The sequence below is a fragment of the Leifsonia sp. TF02-11 genome (assembly GCF_017565305.1).
Classification (GTDB): Bacteria; Actinomycetota; Actinomycetes; order Actinomycetales; family Microbacteriaceae; genus Leifsonia.
This window is the reverse complement of record NZ_JAGEKP010000003.1, coordinates 14750-30493: the sequence shown is the minus strand read 5'-3', so window position 1 is coordinate 30493 and position 15744 is coordinate 14750. Positions and strand designations below refer to the sequence as shown.

The following is a 15744-nucleotide window of genomic DNA, read 5'->3' as shown; positions in this document are numbered from 1 at the left end:
CGGCCGCGCCCAGGATCAGTGGGGAGCACCTGTCATGACCGATGAGAACGCAGCGACGACGTCAGAAGGTCTGGTCCGATCCGGAGGCCGCGTCATCGTCGGTGTCGACGGCTCCGCGTCCTCCGTCGAGGCACTGCGGCGCGGGGCCGGGATCGCGGAGCGCTACGGTGCGACGCTCGCGGGTGTCACGGCCTGGAGCTACCCGGACGCCTGGCACGGCTATGTCGGCGCGGACTGGTCGCCCGAGCAGGACGCCCACGAGATCGCGGCCGAGACCGCACAGCAGGTCTTCGGGGATGCCCTGCCCTCCTGGTACGCGCCCGAGATCGTCCACGGCTCGCCCGCGTTCGTGCTCATCGAGGCGACGAAGACCGCAGACCTGGTGATCGTCGGCAACCGCGGGCGCGGAGGCTTCGCCGGCCTCCTGCTCGGCTCGGTGTCGCGCTCCATCGCCGAGCGCGCGCACTGCCCCGTGCTCATCATCCGCGGCGGGGATTCCCCCGCATCCTGACGCCGAGGGGCACGTCGTTGTCCCTTTCGGCGCGCGAACGGGACAACAACGTGCCCCTCGGGTGACGAGGAACGCGGGGGTTACGCGTCGAGGGCGTCGGACACGATCCGCTTGGCCTCCTCCTGCACGCGGCGGAGGTCGTCCTCGCCCCGGAACGACTCGGCGTAGATCTTGTAGACGTTCTCGGTGCCGCTCGGGCGCGCCGCGAACCAGGCGTCCGCCGTCTCGACCTTCACACCGCCGAGAGCGGCGTCGTTGCCGGGAGCCCGGCTCAGCTTGGCCGTGATCGGCTCCCCGGCGAGCTCGGTCGCCGTGATCGCGTCGCCGTCGAGCTTGCTCAGCGCCGCCTTCTGCTCGGGGCTCGCGGGCGCGTCCACGCGCTGGTAGACCGGGTCGCCGAAGCGCTCGGTCAGCTCGCGGTAGAGCTGGGAGGGCGACCTGCCGGTGACGGCGCGGATCTCGCTCGCCAGGAGTGCGAGCAGGATGCCGTCCTTGTCGGTCGTCCAGGCCGACCCGTCGAAGCGCAGGAAGCTCGCACCGGCGCTCTCCTCGCCGCCGAAGCCGACCGACCCGTCGATGAGCCCCGGCACGAACCACTTGAACCCGACGGGGACCTCCCACAGTCGGCGTCCGAGGGACTCGGCGACCCGGTCGATGATGGAGGACGACACCAGCGTCTTGCCGACGGCGGCGTCAGCCCGCCAGCCCGTGCGGGTGCGGAACAGGTAGTCGATCGCCACCGCCAGATAGTGGTTGGGATTCATCAGGCCGCCGTCGGGGGTGACGATGCCGTGGCGGTCGGCGTCGGCGTCGTTGCCTGTGAGGATGTCGAACTCGCCGCTGCGGGCGACGACCGACGCCATGGCGGACGGGCTCGACGGGTCCATGCGGATCTTGCCGTCCCAGTCGAGCGTCATGAAGCCCCAGGTGGGGTCGACCTCCGGGTTCACGACCGTCAGATCGAGTCCGTAGGTGTCGGCGATCGCCTGCCAGTAGCTGACGCTCGCGCCTCCCAGCGGATCGGCGCCGATGCGGATGCCGCTGTTCTTGATGGCCTCCACGTCGATGATGTTCTTCAGGTCGGCGACGTAGTTGCCGCGGAAGTCGTAGGTCTCGACGCCGCTCGGCTCGGACATCCGCACGTCGCGCATCCCGTCGGCGATGATCTCGTTCGCGCGCTTCGCGATCCAGCTGGTGGCGTCGGTGTCGGCCGGGCCGCCGTGCGGCGGGTTGTACTTGAAGCCGCCGTCGGCCGGCGGGTTGTGGCTGGGCGTGACGACGATGCCGTCGGCCCGGTCGGGGTGACCGGCCGTGTTGTAGGCGATGATGGCGTGCGACACGGCAGGGGTCGGCACCCAGTCGTCGAACTCGTCGACAAGCACGCGCACCTCGTTGGCGACCAGCACGGCGAGGGCGGTGGTCGTCGCGAACTCGCTGAGCAGGTGCGTGTCCGCTCCGATGAACAGCGGGCCGGTGATCCCCTGCGCGTTGCGGTACTCGACGATCGCCTGCGTCGTCGCGGCGATGTGGTCTTCGTTGAACGCGGTGTTCAGTGACGAGCCGCGGTGCCCGGACGTGCCGAAGACCACCCGCTGCTCCGGGATGCTCACGTCGGGCTTCAGCTCGTAGTACGCGCGCCGCAGGGCGTCGACGTCGATGAGGTCGGAGGGCTGCGCGGGGGTGCCTGCTCGTTCGTCCATGCGACTACTCTTCCACGGCCGCGGGCCGCGGGCGAGAGCGGTCGTCGCCGGCGTCGGCGGGCCCGATGCGCTCTATAAGCTAGGGGCCATGTCCAGCGCCCCCGCCGACCCCACTGCCGAGCTGCCCGCCTCCGTCGACGAGGTCTACAGCTTCCTCGGGCCGTCGGGCACCTTCACGGAGGCCGCGCTCGCCCAGGTGCCGGAGGCGCGCGGCAAGCACTGGCGTGCCGTGAACAACGTGGGCGAAGCGCTCGCCGACGTGGTCGCCGGGCGCAGCGTGGCGGCGATGATCGCCATCGAGAACTCGATCGAGGGCGGCGTCTCCGTCGCCCAGGACGCGCTGGCCACCATCCCCGGTCTGCGGATCGTCGGCGAGTACCTGGTGCCCGTCAACTTCGTGCTGGTCGCCCGGCCGGGCACGACCCTCGCGGACGTGCACACCGTGAACGCGCACCCCGTCGCCTACGCGCAGTGCCACCAGTGGCTGGACGCGCACCTCCCCGCGCACGGGCACCTCCCGGCCTCCAGCAATGTGGCGGCCGCCGCGTCGCTGTTCGAGGGCAGCACGGCCGATGCGGCCATCGCCCCGCCGGGGATCGTCGACCACCACGACGTGACCGTGCTGGCCGAGAACATCGGCGACAACCCGAACGCCGTGACCCGCTTCGTGCTGGTGAGTACCTCGCGCAGCGTGCCCGCACCGACGGGTGCGGACAAGACCAGCCTGATCGCCGAGCTGCCCGACGACCGCCCGGGATCGCTGCTCGACCTGCTCGAGCAGTTCTCCACCCGCGGAATCAACCTCAGCCTCATCGAGTCGCGCCCGATCGGTGACGCCCTCGGTCGCTACCGGTTCGTCATCGACGCCGACGGCCACATCCAGGACGAGCGGGTGGCCGACGCCCTGCTCGGTCTGCGCCGGTTCAGCCCGTCGGTGATCTTCCTGGGGTCCTACCCGCGTGCCGACGGGGTGCACGTCGCGTTCGACCAGCGCTACCGCGACGACGTGTTCACAGAGGCGCGCGCATGGCTGGAGACGCTCGTCGACGATGCCGGTGCCGGTTCGACCTCCCACGGGTAAGCTGCGCTGCAGGAGGTCGGGATGATCGTGGACGACGAGCAGAAGGACGCCGCGCGCGGCTTCGATCCCCGCTACGACCCGCAGTTCCAGCGTGGCTACCGTCCGCAGCCGGGCGAGCAGCCGCGCACCCGCGTGCGCACCGCACCCGTGCCGGATCCTGCGCCGGATGTCGAGAGTGAACGGTCGCGGTCGGATGACGGCCGCTCGTCGGTGGAGGCCGCGACGCTGTCCGTGGACCCGGCTGCCCTGCCGCGCGTCGCGTCCGGCGCCCTCGACAGCCCCTCCGGCGACCCGGGTTCGCCCGTGACGGCGGACCAGGGCGCCGAGCGCGCCGAGCTCGTCCGCGCCTACGCCGTGCCGGCGCCGAGCCTCCTCGACCGGCTCGACCTGTCCCCGAGGCGCAACCCGCTCATGCTGGCGCTCTGGATCGTCGGCGCGGGGCTCGTCGTGCTCGGCATCGTGCTCTATTCGGTGTCCGTGAGCATCTCGTACACGGGCTCGACGCCTTCGACCGACGTCGGCTCGCTCGTGATCTCGCAGCTCGGCTGGATGCTCGCCGGCCCGATGATCACGATCGGGCTCGCGACGCTGGTCGCGCTGCTGTTCCTGACGGCGCTGGCGGGACGGCGTCCGCGGTCCGTCCCGTTGGGCGACGAATCCGTCGACGGCCGTTCCGTCGAGGACGGCGACAGGCTGCGGTAGTCCGTCAGGCGCAGACGGGCTTCGTGGTCCTCTGGACGGAGGGCGTCACCGACTCCACGCTGGCCTGCCGCCTCGAGTCCGAGAAGATGGATCTCGCCAAGCTCGGCTCCGCATTCGTCGACTATGAGGCGGCGGACGCTGTCCAGCGGGATCCGCTGCCGGTGGCCAACGCGATCACCACGACCTCGCGGGATCTGCTGGAGCTCACCACGTCCTGCCGCTGACCGGCGCGCGGAACCGCTGGCCATTCAGCGCGGAACCCGCACCCGCAGTCCCTGCGGGTCGACCGTCAGGTCCAGACCCACCACGTCGCCGAAGCCGTCACCGTCGAGCTCGAACGGCTCGGGTTCGTCCAGGCGCACCGTCACGATGCGCCCGCGCAGGTAGCTCAACCGCGTCCGGCCCGCCCGGTTCGTGAAGGGAATGATCCTGCGGCCCAGCGCGCTCTTGCGCAGCACCCGGTTCTCCCACGTGATCGTGCGCCAGATCGCCAGCCAGCCGAACACCGTCGCCGGCTGCAGCACGGCGATGTCGAGGAGGCCGTCGTCGACCTCGCTGTCGGGGATGAGCTCCAGGTTGCCGGGGAGGGTGCCGCAGTTGGCGAAGAGGATCGTGCTGACGTGTGCGGTCCGCTCGCGCTCGCCGTCGATCCGGAACCGCACGCGCACCTTCTTCGAGCGCGGCAGCGCGCGGAAGGCCGACTCGACGTACGCCACCCAGCCGAGGCGCTTCTTCAGCTCCGGCCGGGCTGTCGCGATCATCCGGGCGTCGATCCCCATCCCGGCCATCACCAGGAAAGCGTGCTCCGTGCGCTCGCCGTCCTCGCGTTCGGCCGTGGCCACGCCGATGTCGATGCGGCGGGTGACGCCGTCGAACGCTACGGCGCAGGCCTCCTCGACGCTCCCGTAGGGGAGGCCGATGTTGCGGGCGAGGAGGTTGCCCGTGCCGCCGGGCAGGATGCCGAGCGTGGCGTCCTGGTCGCGCAGGGCCTCCGCGACGGCGCGCACCGTGCCGTCGCCTCCCGCCGCGAGAATGAGCTCGGCTCCGCTCTCGAGCGCCTGGCGCGCCTGCCCCTGGCCGCCGTCGTCCGGTGTGGTCTCGAGCCAGATCACCTCGATGTCGCCCGCCTCGGCCGCGCGAGCCTCCACCGCCGCGCGCACCCGGGGGACGTCGACGCGGACCGGGTTGTAGACGACCGCGACCGTGGTGCCGCGTGACCCCTCCCGATCGCTCACGGGTTCACGTTACCCGACGACGATAAGCTAAGCCGGTGATCGATCCCGTCCTCCTGCGCGAGCACCCCGATGTCGTCCGACGTTCCCAGGAGGCGCGCGGCGACTCCGTGCAGGTGGTCGACGAAGCGCTGCAGGCAGACATCGAGCGCCGTGCCGCGATCACCGCTTTCGAGGAGCTGCGTGCAGAGCAGAACGCCTTCGGCAAGCAGGTCGCCCAGGCCCCGAAGGATCAGAAGCAGGCGCTCGTCGCTCAGGCCCAGCAGCTCGCGGGCCGCGTCAAGGAGGCGCAGCAGGCGGCGAACGCCGCAGAGGCGCACTTCGACTCCGTGCTGCGCCGCATCGGAAACCCGATCGTCGACGGCGTGCCCAGCGGCGGCGAAGACGACTACGTCGTACTCAAAGAGGTCGGCGGCATCCCGCAGTTCGACTTCGAGCCGCGCGACCACCTCGAGCTGGGCGAGTTGCTCGGTGCGATCGACATGGCCCGCGGAGCGAAGGTTTCCGGCGCCCGGTTCTCGTTCCTGCGCGGCGTCGGCGCACGCCTCGAGCTGGCGCTGATGAACCTGGCGCTCGACAAGGCCGTCGCGAACGGCTTCGTGCCCATGATCACGCCGACCCTGGTCAAGCCCGAGGTCATGCAGGGCACCGGCTTCCTCGGCTCGCACGCCGACGAGGTCTACCACCTGGACAACGACGACCTCTACCTCACCGGGACGAGCGAGGTCGCGCTCGCCGGCTACCACGCCGACGAGATCCTCGATGTCGCCGAGCCGCTGCGCTACGCCGGCTGGTCGACCTGCTATCGCCGTGAGGCCGGTTCGGCGGGCAAGGACACCCGGGGCATCATCCGGGTGCACCAGTTCAACAAGCTGGAGATGTTCGTCTTCACGCTGCCCGAGAACGCGGAGGCCGAGCACGCGCGCCTGCTCGCCTGGCAGGAGGAGATGATGCAGGCCCTCGGGCTCAGCTACCGCGTCATCGACACCGCGGCGGGCGACCTGGGGTCGAGCGCGGCGCGCAAGTACGACGTGGAGGCGTGGATCCCGACGCAGGGCCGCTACCGCGAGCTCACCTCCACTTCCAACTGCACGACGTTCCAGGCGCGGCGGCTCGAGATCCGTTACCGGACCGAGAGCGGCAAGACGGCGCCCGTCGCGACCCTCAACGGAACGCTCGCGACCACGCGCTGGCTGGTCGCCATCCTCGAGACCCACCAGCGGGCCGACGGATCGGTCGTGGTCCCCGAGCCGCTGCGCCCCTACCTGGGCGGCCTCGAAGTGCTGGAGCCGATCGCCTCGTGAGCACTGTGGCCGAGAGCGACCGTCTGCTGATCGCCCTCGACGTCGATGGCACCCTCATCCATGAGGACGAGTCCGTCGGCGACGCCGTGCTCGACGCCGTGACTCGCGTGCGCGAGGCGGGCCATGAGGTGATGCTGGCGACGGGCCGCAGCTGGGAGACCGCGCGACCGATCCATGAGAAGTTCGGCTTGACCAGCCGGTTCGTGGTGTGCGCCAACGGTGCTCTCACCATGATGCGCGACGAAACCGTCGAAGGTGGTTACCGTCGGGAGTTCATCGAGACGTTCGACCCGACGGAGGTGCTGCGCACCATCCGCCCGCACCTGCCGTCCGGGAGCTTCATGGTCGAGGACCCGACGGGATTCCGCCGGTACACCGAGGGCATGACGGACTGGGAGCTGGTCAACGCGGAGCAGGTCGAGTTCGACGAGCTCAGCAGGCACCCGGCCACCCGTGTCGTCGTCATCTCGCCGCAGCACGACGAGGAGGAATTCCTCGCGATCGTCGACCGGATGGGGCTGCAGCGGGTCAGCTACGCCATCGGCTGGACGGCCTGGCTCGACATCTCGCCGGACGGCGTCAGCAAGGCGACGGCGATGGAGCGGGTGCGGCACGCGCTCGACATCCCGGCCTCCCGGCTGGTGGCGGTCGGCGACGGCCGCAACGACCTCGAACTGCTCCGCTGGGCGGGCGCCGAAGGGCGGAGCGCGGCGATGGGGCAGGCTCCCGACGAGGTCAAGGCGGCGGCGACGGAGACCACTGGAACGGTCGACGACGACGGGCTCGCCGCCGTCCTGCGCTCTCTCTGACGGTTCGCACAGCTCCCGATCTCAGCGTCGGCTGCCCGGATTCGGCCGCTGACCAGGACCTCCATCGTCCAGAGCATTGCCAGGAGGTTGTGTCAGACTGAGTGATGGTGTGCGCTTTCTCAGGCGTCGCCGTTCGACGTCGTCCGACGAGAGGGAGTGAATGGACGAGATGCCCACCCGCGCTCAGGTGCGAGCTCAGGAGAAGTCCGCCGGCCCCCCTGTCGCACGGCACGGACGCCTCAAGCGACGTCACCCGCTCCGGACCGTCGCCGCCCTGCTCGTGGGCGCCCTCGCCGTCGCCGGCGTCAGCACGGCCGGCGTCGCCGCTTACGCGGCGTTCGACGTCGCGACCAGTCTCAAGCCGGCCGTCAAGCTCGTCGACTCCAAGGGCAAGGTCGTCACCCCAGGGGTCGGCGCGATGGACGGCGCCTTCAACGTGCTCCTCGCCGGCAGCGACTCCGGCGGAGGCAACGCGGCCTACGGCGACCGCGGCGAGGTCCTCAACGACGTCACGATGCTGCTGCACGTATCGGCCGACCACAAGAACGCCACGGTCATCAGCTTCCCGCGCGACATGTACGTCGCCATCCCCTCCTGCCCCGACCCCAAGGGCGGCAGCTACGACGCGATGAGCCGCCAGAAGATCAACAACACCCTCAGCTACGGCGGCCTGGCGTGCACCGTGCTCACGGTCGAGAAGCTCACCGGGCTCGACATCCCGTACGCGGGCGTCATCGAGTTCGACGGCGTGATCGAGATGTCGAACGCGGTGGGCGGAGTCCCAGTCTGCGTCGCGGGCGACATCTTCGACCCGTACACCGGCCTCGACGTGAAGGCCGGAGAGAACACCCTCCAGGGCCAGCAGGCGCTCGCATTCCTCCGCACGCGTCACGGAGTGGGCGACGGCTCCGACCTCGGCCGCATCAGCAACCAGCAGGTGTTCCTCTCGTCGCTCGTCCGCACGATCAAGAGCGCCGACACGCTCGCCAACCCGGTCAAGGTGTACGGCCTCGCAAAGGCGGCGACCAGCAACATCGCGCTGTCCGAGAGCCTCAACAACCCGACGACCATCGCCTCGATGGCGATGGCGCTGAAGAACATCGACGTGTCCAAAGTCGTCTTCGTCCAGTACCCGAACCACTACGAAGGCGACGGCGTCGCTCCCACCAAGGACGCGGCCGACCTGCTGATGCAGGCGCTGAAGAACGACAAGGCGGTCACGCTCACCGGTGACACCGGCGTGGGCTCGGAGGCAGCGCCGAGCGATCCCGGTGCGACGCAGGCCCCGGCTGCCGGTGCCACTCCGGCGCCGACCGACGGCTCGACGACCGCGCCGACCGACGGATCGTCGGTGGAGCTCCCGTCGAACGTGCACGGCCAGACGGCCGCGCAGGTCACCTGCTCGAAGCCGTTCCAAGACTGAACCTCGGCGCATTTCCGCGGCGCGAGCGGGCTGCGGAAATGCGCGCTGCGGGAATGACCCGCGGTGGTGCAGACTTGAAACCAGTGGGGGTTCGCCCTCCCACGTAGTTCCATCGTGTATCTACCTCGCGCCGGTTCGCCCGGCGGACCAAGGCGGCACTTGAATGCCGCGGTCCGCCGCGGAAGACAGAAGGCCACGACACGTATGACGCACAGCACCTCCACCCGGGAGACGCAGCAACAGCCGACCACGCTGGTGCGGGCAGCCGGGTTCTCGTACTTCCCCGTCGCCCTGCTGGCGCGCCTCCCGTACGCCATGATGGTCGTCGGCGTGCTGACGCTCGTCGTCTCCGCGCGCGGTGAGCTGTCGCTCGGCGGTCTCACTTCGGCGATGGTCGGCGTCGGCACGGCGATCTTCGGTCCGCTGATCGGCGCCGCGGCCGACCGGGTCGGCCAGCGCGGCGTCGTGCTGGCGGCCGGGATCGCGAACAGTGTCGCGCTGCTGGCGATGGCGTGGGTGGCGTTCAGTTCATCGCCCGACTTCGTCGTCCTGATCGTCGCCTTCGTGATCGGGGCGACCGCCCCGCAGGTGTCGCCGATGTCGCGCAGCCGCCTGGTGGGGATCATCGCGAACCGGCTCCCCGGAGACCGGCACGCGGCGGTGCTCAACGGCACCATGGCGTACGAGTCGGCGGCCGACGAGATCGTCTTCGTCTTCGGGCCGTTCATCGTCGGCCTCCTCGCGACGACCCTGAACCCGGCCGCCCCGATCATCGGCGCGGCGGTGCTCACGGTCGTGTTCGTCTCGGCGTTCGCACTGCATCGCAGCGGTGCCGGGCGCCCGACGACCGACGGCGGCCTCCCTGTTCAGCAGGCGCCGGCGCGCGAGCTCTTCCGGCCGGGGCTGGTGGCGGTCACCGTGGGTGTGCTCGGGATGGGCCTGTTCTTCGGCTCGATGCTCACCGCCCTGACGTCGTTCCTGTCGGACTTCGGCCACCCGGAACAGGCCGGGCTCGTCTACGGCGTGATGGGCGTCGGCTCCGCGGCGCTCGCGCTGGGGGTCGCGTGGTTCCCGCTGCGCTTCTCGCTGCGCTGGCGCTGGCTGACCTTCGCCGGGCTTCTCGCGGCCTCGACGCTGGCCCTGCCCTTCGCGACGACCGTCTCCGGTGTGATCCTGGTGCTGCTGGTCGCCGGCTTCGGCGTCGGTCCGACCCTGGTGACGCAGTACAGCTTCGGCGCCGAGCGCAGCCCGATCGGCCGGTCGGCCACCGTCATGACGATCCTCGGCTCCGCGGTCATCGTCGGCCAGTCGGCATCGTCGGCACTGGTCGGCGCCCTCGCCCAGAGCGCCGGTACGCACGTGGCGATGTACGCCCCGCTCGTGTCCGCCCTGATCGTGCTGCTCGCCGGCGTCGCCAACACCGTCATCACGGGTCGCCGCGCCCGCTGAGGCCTCTCGCGATGTGCGCCGAATGTGGCGTCTCGCGCCGCCTGACGCCACATTCGGCGCAAATCTGCGGGCCTGTAGACTGCAACGGCGCCGGTATGCGGCGCCGGGAGGGCTGTCCGAGCGGCCGATGGAGCCAGTCTTGAAAACTGGTGGGCAGAAATGTCTCGTGGGTTCGAATCCCACGCCCTCCGCCAAAGAATGGACGCCTCGATCCCAGTAAATTACTGGGATCGAGTCGTTGTTTCCAGGCCTGCGGCGCTCGATTTGACAACAAACTGACAACAAACGCCGCCGCGAGTTGGTGATCCGGGGCCTCTTTCTGCGATCGCGGGCGTTGCAAATGCCGATTGTCAGCGGCTACCGCTTCAATGTGGACATGATCGATGTCGGCTGGCTTCTCGATACGTGGCGTGCTGCCCGATGGGAAGCGATCGTCATGATCTGGAACGCGATCGTGGCAGACGTCATCGCCTACCCGTGGTTCGCTCTCGTGCTCGCGGTCCTTGTTTTAGGGGCCGGTGTCAAAGGACTGGGCAAGCTAGCCAAGTACGTTGGCGGCGCCTACTGGTCTGCTCACCACTGAAGACTGACGCTCCGCGAGATGCGCTCGAACCACAGAACGTCTGGCTGCGCCGTCCAGAGCTTCAGCTACCGCGTCCAGGTCGTCGTCGAAGAGGTCCGCGTAAACGTCCAGCGTCATCGCGGCTGAGGCGTGGCCGAGCATCCTTTGGACCGCCTTCACGTTGGCGCCCGCGCTCACGGCGAGGCTGGCGGCGGTATGCCGCAGGTCGTGAACGGTCATCGGGTCTAGGCCGGCCCTGTCGAGTGCGCTCTTGAACCATGTCCGTTGGCCCCGTGTCGCGCGCTTCATGTGCTCACCGAACCGGCCGGAAAATAGCAGGTCATTCGGCTCCTTGCCTGCGGCTGCGCCGGCTAGCGCGTCGATGAGGAATGCGGGGAAGGGCACGGACCTACGCTTGTGGCTCTTGGGGGTTCCGACGATGGTCGCAGGACCGACCTCTACCGCGTTTTCCGAGATGGCGAGCCGGCGACGAGTGAAGTCGACGTCGCGCACGCGCAGGGCGATGACTTCGCCCCAGCGAAGGCCGGTGTAAGCAAGCAGGAGAACGAGGGCTTCGTGTTTGCCGCTGGCGTAGGCGAGGTCGTGAACCTGTTGGTGGGTGAGGTACCGGTGCGCGCGAGGAACCTTACGGGGCAAACGCGATCCACGGGCTACGTTGACCGGCACGCGCCGGTCCTTTACGGCGATGTCCAGGATTCCGGCAAGCACACCGAACGCCCGCAAGACGGTCGTAGCGGACCTTTCTGCGCTCAAGGACGTTACCCAGGCCTGGACATCCGAGTGTCGTACGTCACCGACGGGGACGCGTCCCCAGCGCGGCTCAACCTGGAGTCGCCATGCGATCTCGAGCGGTCGGAGCGAGGACGGTTTGAGGTGAGTCTGGTTGGCTAGCCACTCAACTCCGAGCGATGCGATGGTCACCCTCGCCGCGCTCGCATCGATGTACTCGCCGCGCGCCTTGTTCGTCTCGACGGTGGCGAGGTAGAGCTCGGCTTCGCGCTTCGTCTTGAATCCGCGCTTCGTGGTCTGACGGTGGTCAGGGGTGCGGTACATGACGCGATAGCGTCGACCACCGGCAGACTCATACGACAGAACGCTGCCCATCTCGCCCTCCTCTTTAGGGTGCCGCCACCTCTTCGATGCCCGCAGAGGTGAGAAGCGCTGCGACGCGCTCCAGCTCGCGCTCGACCAGCTCCAGGCGCGCCTCGACGCTTGAGTCGAAGGTGAGATCAGAGTCTCCGGACGCCGTTCCGACGTCGCGAACGATCCGGAGGCGGTCGAACTCACGTCGAAGGGTCCCGAGTTCGCGAAGCGAGTTCAGGACGGAGATGTCCACGCGTTCGGCGGCCAATCGGGGCCGATACGAACTCGAGGGGGTCGCTGAAAGCCAGCAATCGAATTCGGCCACGGTCATTCCGTCGAAGTCTTCGCCGAGATTTTGCAGGTCGAGTTTGTCGTCGGGCCGCCCGATTGGCGAGAGCAGCATACTGATCGGCACATCGAGGCCCCGTGCGATATTCAAGAGCTGGCTGACGCTGATGTCGGCCTTCCGGCCGGATTCGATGTTCTCCAGGATCGCGGGGGTGATGTTCCCACCGGGAATCGCCTCTGCCAGGTCGCTGGTCGTTCGAAATCCACGTTCACGTCGCGCCAGTCTGATGCGCGCGCCGATGCTGGTTTCCGATCGATAGTCTGCCATTTCGACAGCCTAACGCCACTTCTGTTGTCAAGTCACGGAATACTTGCTATGGTCGTTTCAACAATTGCAGCACTCCTGAGTTGTCGAAACGGAGGAGATGAGATGACAGGAGAATTCATTCAGCCCGCTGAGGTGGTTGAGATCACCGGGCTGTCGATCGCAGCGCTCGCCCAACTCCGGTATCACGGTAAGGGCCCGCGCTTCTATAAGCCGACCCCACGCACCGTGCTCTACAAGCGGGCGGAGGTGTTGGCATGGCTGGAAGCGAGCGCGCAGACGAGGACCGGAGCGTACGCGTAGCCGAACCCCCGACAGAGCCTCCCGGCGTCATTCAGGACTTCGTGGACGGATATCTCGTCCCGGTGGATCCGATGGGTGCTCTGCAGTGCGAGAGCTGTCAGTAGAATAGCTGGTTCACCCCGGCGTGCCGCCCAAGCGCGACCCCTGTTCGGGGGTAGCGTGCGGCACCAAATGGAGCGGCTGATTCTTACCCTCTTCACCGTAACGCTGGCCTCGCTAAGCGAGTCAGGGCGGCGGTGAGGCATCGTGGCTGAGATTCCCCAACTTCAGAGTCGAAGCCGCCACTCCACCCTCGAATCCGGGCGCGCCGCCCCGGAGCCCATATCCCCGGCGCAGCTCGGAACATCCAACCTTCCTAATCCAAGGAGGGCTCCTGCGCGCCCATGCGCGCTGACATAGCCCTGTTCTAACGAGCCGTCGCCGGCTCGAACCCGGTCCTTCGCAGTAGCCACTTCCATGCAAGGAAGGTTGTGATCTCGTGGCTGGAGGAACCCAAGTCCGCTCGCGGACGGATGCTTTTCTCACGGAGTTGCTCCGTGAAGTCGACACGTTGCGGCCGTACGTTCGCTTTCAACTGCGCGGCTGGCCGAATGAGGTCGACGCCGTTCTGCAGATCGCCCGGGAGACGGTCTGGCACCGATCCTCCACGTATGACCCGGAGCGTGGATCGCCGCACGCGTTCGTGTTCGGGATCACCCGTCACGTCGTGCTCCGGCAGATCGAGCGGAAGTACGGCCCGACGGACGATATCACTGTCGACGTGGACGTGGAGTCCGAATCGGACATCGACCCGCTCGAGGCGATGATTCGCCGCTTTGACGCGCACCGGTGGATGGTGCTGGTTGCCGATTACGTCGGCGCATCCGACTGGCACGTGATGAGCGACCTGAGCCTGGCCGACGGCGACGCCGAGCGGGTGGCAGAAGCCCACCAGCTGTCCAAGCGCGGTGTCCGCACGATCCGTGAGCGAGTGTGCCAGACCGCACGAACCGTGCTCGCCGCCCTTGCAGCGGCGGACGCGGGACTGCCAATGACCGGTTCGGTGATCGTGTCATGCGTGCCCGAGACCGGCGGTTTTCGGGAAGTCGCCGAGATGATCGGCGACGACGCAGACACCATCGCAGCCACTCTCCACATCCACCCCGGATCGGCGCGAGCCCGAATCGCGACCGCCAAGCGATTGCTGATGATCGCTCGGGACGTCCTCGAGCTGGAGGTGGCGGCATGATCAGTGCGGGCGCGGCGGCCGCTCATGCCGTGACGCATCCGAAAACGACGCGGAACCTGCTGATCGTCGCGGCCATCATCGTCTTGGTCGTCCCCGTCACGCTTGTCGCCGTGCCGGTCAGCTTGGTTCTCGCGATGGGAGCCAACGGTTTCGGCGGCGGTGGGGGAGTGTGCGGTGGATCCGCCGGAGCAGTTGAATATCGCCGCGACAATCATCACCGTCGGCCAGCAAATGAGCGTGCCCCCGCACGGGCAGACCCTCGCGCTGATGGTCGCGATCGGGGAGTCCGGCCTCCGCAACCTGGACCATGGCGACGCGGTGGACAACACCACGATCGGCGTCTTCCAGCAAGGCGCCGGTTACGGCACCCCAGGGGAGCGGATGAACCCGGCGACCGCGGCCGCCGCGTTCTACACACGCATGCTGCACGTCCCGGACTGGCAGACACTCGCGCCGACCCTGGTCGCGCACGCCGTCCAGATCAATGCCGACCCGAACCACTACGCCCCGTTTTGGACTCCCGCCGAGCAGGTCCTCGCCGCCCTGACGGGAGCGAGCGTCGGTTCGTGTCAGATGCCGGCAGACGCTCGCGCCGCCGCCGCAGTCCTGGTCCGTGCGATCCAGGCGAAGAAGCTGAACTTTCTCGAGCCCCGTGGCCGTCCAGTCCTTTCAGCAGGTCGGGGTCAGCGACCTCAACCGGCGCTGCACCGGCATGACCCCGGGGGCGGGAACCGCGTCCGCGCACTGGAAGGGCAAGGCTGTCGACTTCTACGCGATCAACCGACAGTCCCTGACCGGCGCGGACACGCTCTCGGTCCAGCTGATCCACGTCCTTGACCCGTACGCACCGCACGGGTCATCGGCCGGTCAAAGCGACTGCCGGTCCCGCGCTCACGTGACGCTCGGTGTGCTTACGAACTTCACAAGCGACTTTCCCGATACCTGCAACCACCAGCACATTCAGGTGCCCTGACCTAACGAGTTTCCAAGATGCGTGCCACAAATCGCTCCGAACCGGAAGTTCTAAGTGAAGGGCGCATTCGAATCCGAGGTGAACTGAGATGAACAAGAAGCTGATCGCACTCGTCGCGCTCCTCCCATGCCTAGCCCTCGCCGGCTGCGTCGGCACGACGCCAACACGGAACCCGTCGTTCACGACGGTCGCACCGGCCAAGCCGACACCAACCTCGACATCCGCGCAGGACGCGATGCCGGCGGCATCGGGCATCGTCAGCAGCGTCTGGGTGGACGTCTACCCGGGCACCACCTTCAAGGCCAAGCGCGGCTGCCGGTGCACGCTCCCGAACTCGCCTTCGGAGCTCTTCCCGGTCGGAACCCGGGTCCTGTTGCTGAAGGTCACTATGACTGGCAAGTGGATCCCGTCTCAGGGCAACCAGGACTTCCAGGACGTCACCGGCGCCACCCTGAAGGGCACCCAGTTCGATGGCCGCCCTGAACCAGCTGTCCTCGACACCGCGGACGGACCCGCCGCCGCCAAGGCTGCTGGCCTGCCCTGGCTGCCCACCGGGCTCTTCCACGGACAGTCAACTTGGACGGTCCCGAACGAGAAGAGCCGATCCTTCGCCGCCGCCTACTACGTCCCGGCCGGAGTCGACCAGCTCGAACTCACCGTGAACATCCCGTCGGAAGGCAAGGCGAACATCCTCACCGTCCCCCTTCCGGCCTCCGCGACCGGCGTGGCCAACGCCAGCGGGGAGTGACC

The 15744-nt window shown here is 68.4% G+C and carries 17 protein-coding genes and 1 tRNA gene; 14 read left to right on the top strand and 4 right to left on the bottom strand.

All coding sequences use genetic code 11. The features are described 5' to 3' along the window. Nucleotides 1-34 precede the first annotated feature (34 nt). Nucleotides 35-511 carry a universal stress protein gene (locus JNB50_RS02255; RefSeq protein ID WP_208038495.1) on the top strand — a complete coding sequence of 159 codons (477 nt, stop codon included), beginning with the start codon at nt 35-37 and terminating at the stop codon, nt 509-511. An 80-nt stretch (nt 512-591) separates the two neighbouring features. On the opposite strand, the gene pgm is transcribed toward JNB50_RS02255, so the two are convergent. Then, nucleotides 592-2211: a phosphoglucomutase (alpha-D-glucose-1,6-bisphosphate-dependent) gene (gene pgm / locus JNB50_RS02250; RefSeq protein WP_208038494.1), complete on the bottom strand. Its 1620-nt coding sequence runs from the start codon at nt 2209-2211 to the stop codon at nt 592-594. A gap of 88 nt (nt 2212-2299) precedes the next feature. Here pgm and pheA point away from each other — a divergent pair, with 88 nt between their 5' ends. The 3 genes from pheA to JNB50_RS02235 are packed head-to-tail and all read left to right on the top strand — an operon-like array spanning nt 2300 to nt 4218. Continuing rightward, on the top strand, nt 2300-3292 hold the full coding sequence (gene pheA, locus JNB50_RS02245; RefSeq protein ID WP_208038493.1) for a prephenate dehydratase: 993 nt from the start codon (nt 2300-2302) through the stop codon (nt 3290-3292). A gap of 21 nt (nt 3293-3313) precedes the next feature. Beyond that, nucleotides 3314-3994: a hypothetical protein gene (locus tag JNB50_RS02240; RefSeq protein ID WP_208038492.1), complete on the top strand. Its 681-nt coding sequence runs from the start codon at nt 3314-3316 to the stop codon at nt 3992-3994. Nucleotides 3995-4017: 23 nt separating this feature from the next. Next, nucleotides 4018-4218, top strand: a complete 201-nt coding sequence (locus JNB50_RS02235; protein WP_208038491.1) for a hypothetical protein — start codon at nt 4018-4020, stop codon at nt 4216-4218. A 24-nt stretch (nt 4219-4242) separates the two neighbouring features. On the opposite strand, the gene JNB50_RS25705 is transcribed toward JNB50_RS02235, so the two are convergent. Then, nucleotides 4243-5229, bottom strand: a complete 987-nt coding sequence (locus tag JNB50_RS25705) for a diacylglycerol kinase family protein (protein ID WP_208038490.1) — start codon at nt 5227-5229, stop codon at nt 4243-4245. Nucleotides 5230-5264: 35 nt separating this feature from the next. On the opposite strand from JNB50_RS25705, the gene serS reads away from it, so the two are divergent. The 6 genes from serS to JNB50_RS02200 all read left to right on the top strand — a co-directional run bounded on the left by serS (nt 5265) and on the right by JNB50_RS02200 (nt 10794). Continuing rightward, a complete protein-coding gene (gene serS, locus JNB50_RS02225; RefSeq protein ID WP_208038489.1) occupies nt 5265-6530 on the top strand; it encodes a serine--tRNA ligase in 1266 nt (421 codons plus the stop codon). Continuing rightward, nucleotides 6527-7339, top strand: a complete 813-nt coding sequence (locus tag JNB50_RS02220; RefSeq protein WP_307794575.1) for an HAD family hydrolase — start codon at nt 6527-6529, stop codon at nt 7337-7339. The genes serS and JNB50_RS02220 overlap by 4 nt, the downstream gene beginning before the upstream one ends. Before the next feature lie 160 nt (nt 7340-7499). Continuing rightward, nucleotides 7500-8762: an LCP family protein gene (locus JNB50_RS02215; RefSeq protein ID WP_208038488.1), complete on the top strand. Its 1263-nt coding sequence runs from the start codon at nt 7500-7502 to the stop codon at nt 8760-8762. 204 nt (nt 8763-8966) lie between these two features. Beyond that, the gene (locus JNB50_RS02210; protein WP_208038487.1) at nt 8967-10211 is read left to right on the top strand and encodes an MFS transporter; all 1245 of its coding nucleotides are present in this window, start codon (nt 8967-8969) and stop codon (nt 10209-10211) included. A gap of 106 nt (nt 10212-10317) precedes the next feature. Then, nucleotides 10318-10405, top strand: a tRNA-Ser gene (locus JNB50_RS02205). A 146-nt stretch (nt 10406-10551) separates the two neighbouring features. Continuing rightward, complete coding sequence (locus tag JNB50_RS02200; RefSeq protein WP_208038486.1) at nt 10552-10794, top strand: hypothetical protein; 243 nt, start codon at nt 10552-10554, stop codon at nt 10792-10794. Here the strand turns inward: JNB50_RS02200 and JNB50_RS02195 are convergent. Beyond that, a complete protein-coding gene (locus tag JNB50_RS02195) occupies nt 10750-11898 on the bottom strand; it encodes a site-specific integrase (protein WP_208038485.1) in 1149 nt (382 codons plus the stop codon). The two genes, JNB50_RS02200 and JNB50_RS02195, sit on opposite strands and share 45 nt — an antisense overlap. Nucleotides 11899-11911: 13 nt before the next feature. Then, the gene (locus JNB50_RS02190; RefSeq protein WP_208038484.1) at nt 11912-12493 is read right to left on the bottom strand and encodes a helix-turn-helix domain-containing protein; all 582 of its coding nucleotides are present in this window, start codon (nt 12491-12493) and stop codon (nt 11912-11914) included. Nucleotides 12494-12595: 102 nt separating this feature from the next. Here JNB50_RS02190 and JNB50_RS02185 point away from each other — a divergent pair, with 102 nt between their 5' ends. From JNB50_RS02185 to JNB50_RS02170, 4 genes are all read left to right on the top strand, one after another. Then, nucleotides 12596-12793 carry an AlpA family transcriptional regulator gene (locus JNB50_RS02185; protein ID WP_208038483.1) on the top strand — a complete coding sequence of 66 codons (198 nt, stop codon included), beginning with the start codon at nt 12596-12598 and terminating at the stop codon, nt 12791-12793. A 478-nt stretch (nt 12794-13271) separates the two neighbouring features. Next, complete coding sequence (locus tag JNB50_RS02180) at nt 13272-14021, top strand: sigma-70 family RNA polymerase sigma factor (protein ID WP_208038482.1); 750 nt, start codon at nt 13272-13274, stop codon at nt 14019-14021. A gap of 174 nt (nt 14022-14195) precedes the next feature. After that, nucleotides 14196-14858 (top strand): hypothetical protein, encoded by a 663-nt coding sequence (locus JNB50_RS02175; protein WP_208038481.1) that lies wholly within the window; start codon nt 14196-14198, stop codon nt 14856-14858. A gap of 224 nt (nt 14859-15082) precedes the next feature. After that, entirely contained in the window at nt 15083-15742 is a 660-nt protein-coding gene (locus JNB50_RS02170) for a hypothetical protein (protein WP_208038480.1), read from the top strand. Nucleotides 15743-15744 lie beyond the last annotated feature (2 nt).

Bases quoted from the DNA above. Each gene is read 5' to 3' on its own strand.
- JNB50_RS02255 (WP_208038495.1), top strand. From the start codon at position 35: ATGACCGATGAGAACGCAGCGACGACGTCAGAAGGTCTGGTCCGATCC.
- pgm (WP_208038494.1), bottom strand. From the start codon at position 2,211: ATGGACGAACGAGCAGGCACCCCCGCGCAGCCCTCCGACCTCATCGAC.
- pheA (WP_208038493.1), top strand. From the start codon at position 2,300: ATGTCCAGCGCCCCCGCCGACCCCACTGCCGAGCTGCCCGCCTCCGTC.
- JNB50_RS02240 (WP_208038492.1), top strand. From the start codon at position 3,314: ATGATCGTGGACGACGAGCAGAAGGACGCCGCGCGCGGCTTCGATCCC.
- JNB50_RS02215 (WP_208038488.1), top strand. From the start codon at position 7,500: ATGGACGAGATGCCCACCCGCGCTCAGGTGCGAGCTCAGGAGAAGTCC.
- JNB50_RS02210 (WP_208038487.1), top strand. From the start codon at position 8,967: ATGACGCACAGCACCTCCACCCGGGAGACGCAGCAACAGCCGACCACG.
- JNB50_RS02200 (WP_208038486.1), top strand. From the start codon at position 10,552: ATGCCGATTGTCAGCGGCTACCGCTTCAATGTGGACATGATCGATGTC.
- JNB50_RS02195 (WP_208038485.1), bottom strand. From the start codon at position 11,898: ATGGGCAGCGTTCTGTCGTATGAGTCTGCCGGTGGTCGACGCTATCGC.
- JNB50_RS02190 (WP_208038484.1), bottom strand. From the start codon at position 12,493: ATGGCAGACTATCGATCGGAAACCAGCATCGGCGCGCGCATCAGACTG.
- JNB50_RS02185 (WP_208038483.1), top strand. From the start codon at position 12,596: ATGACAGGAGAATTCATTCAGCCCGCTGAGGTGGTTGAGATCACCGGG.
- JNB50_RS02170 (WP_208038480.1), top strand. From the start codon at position 15,083: ATGAACAAGAAGCTGATCGCACTCGTCGCGCTCCTCCCATGCCTAGCC.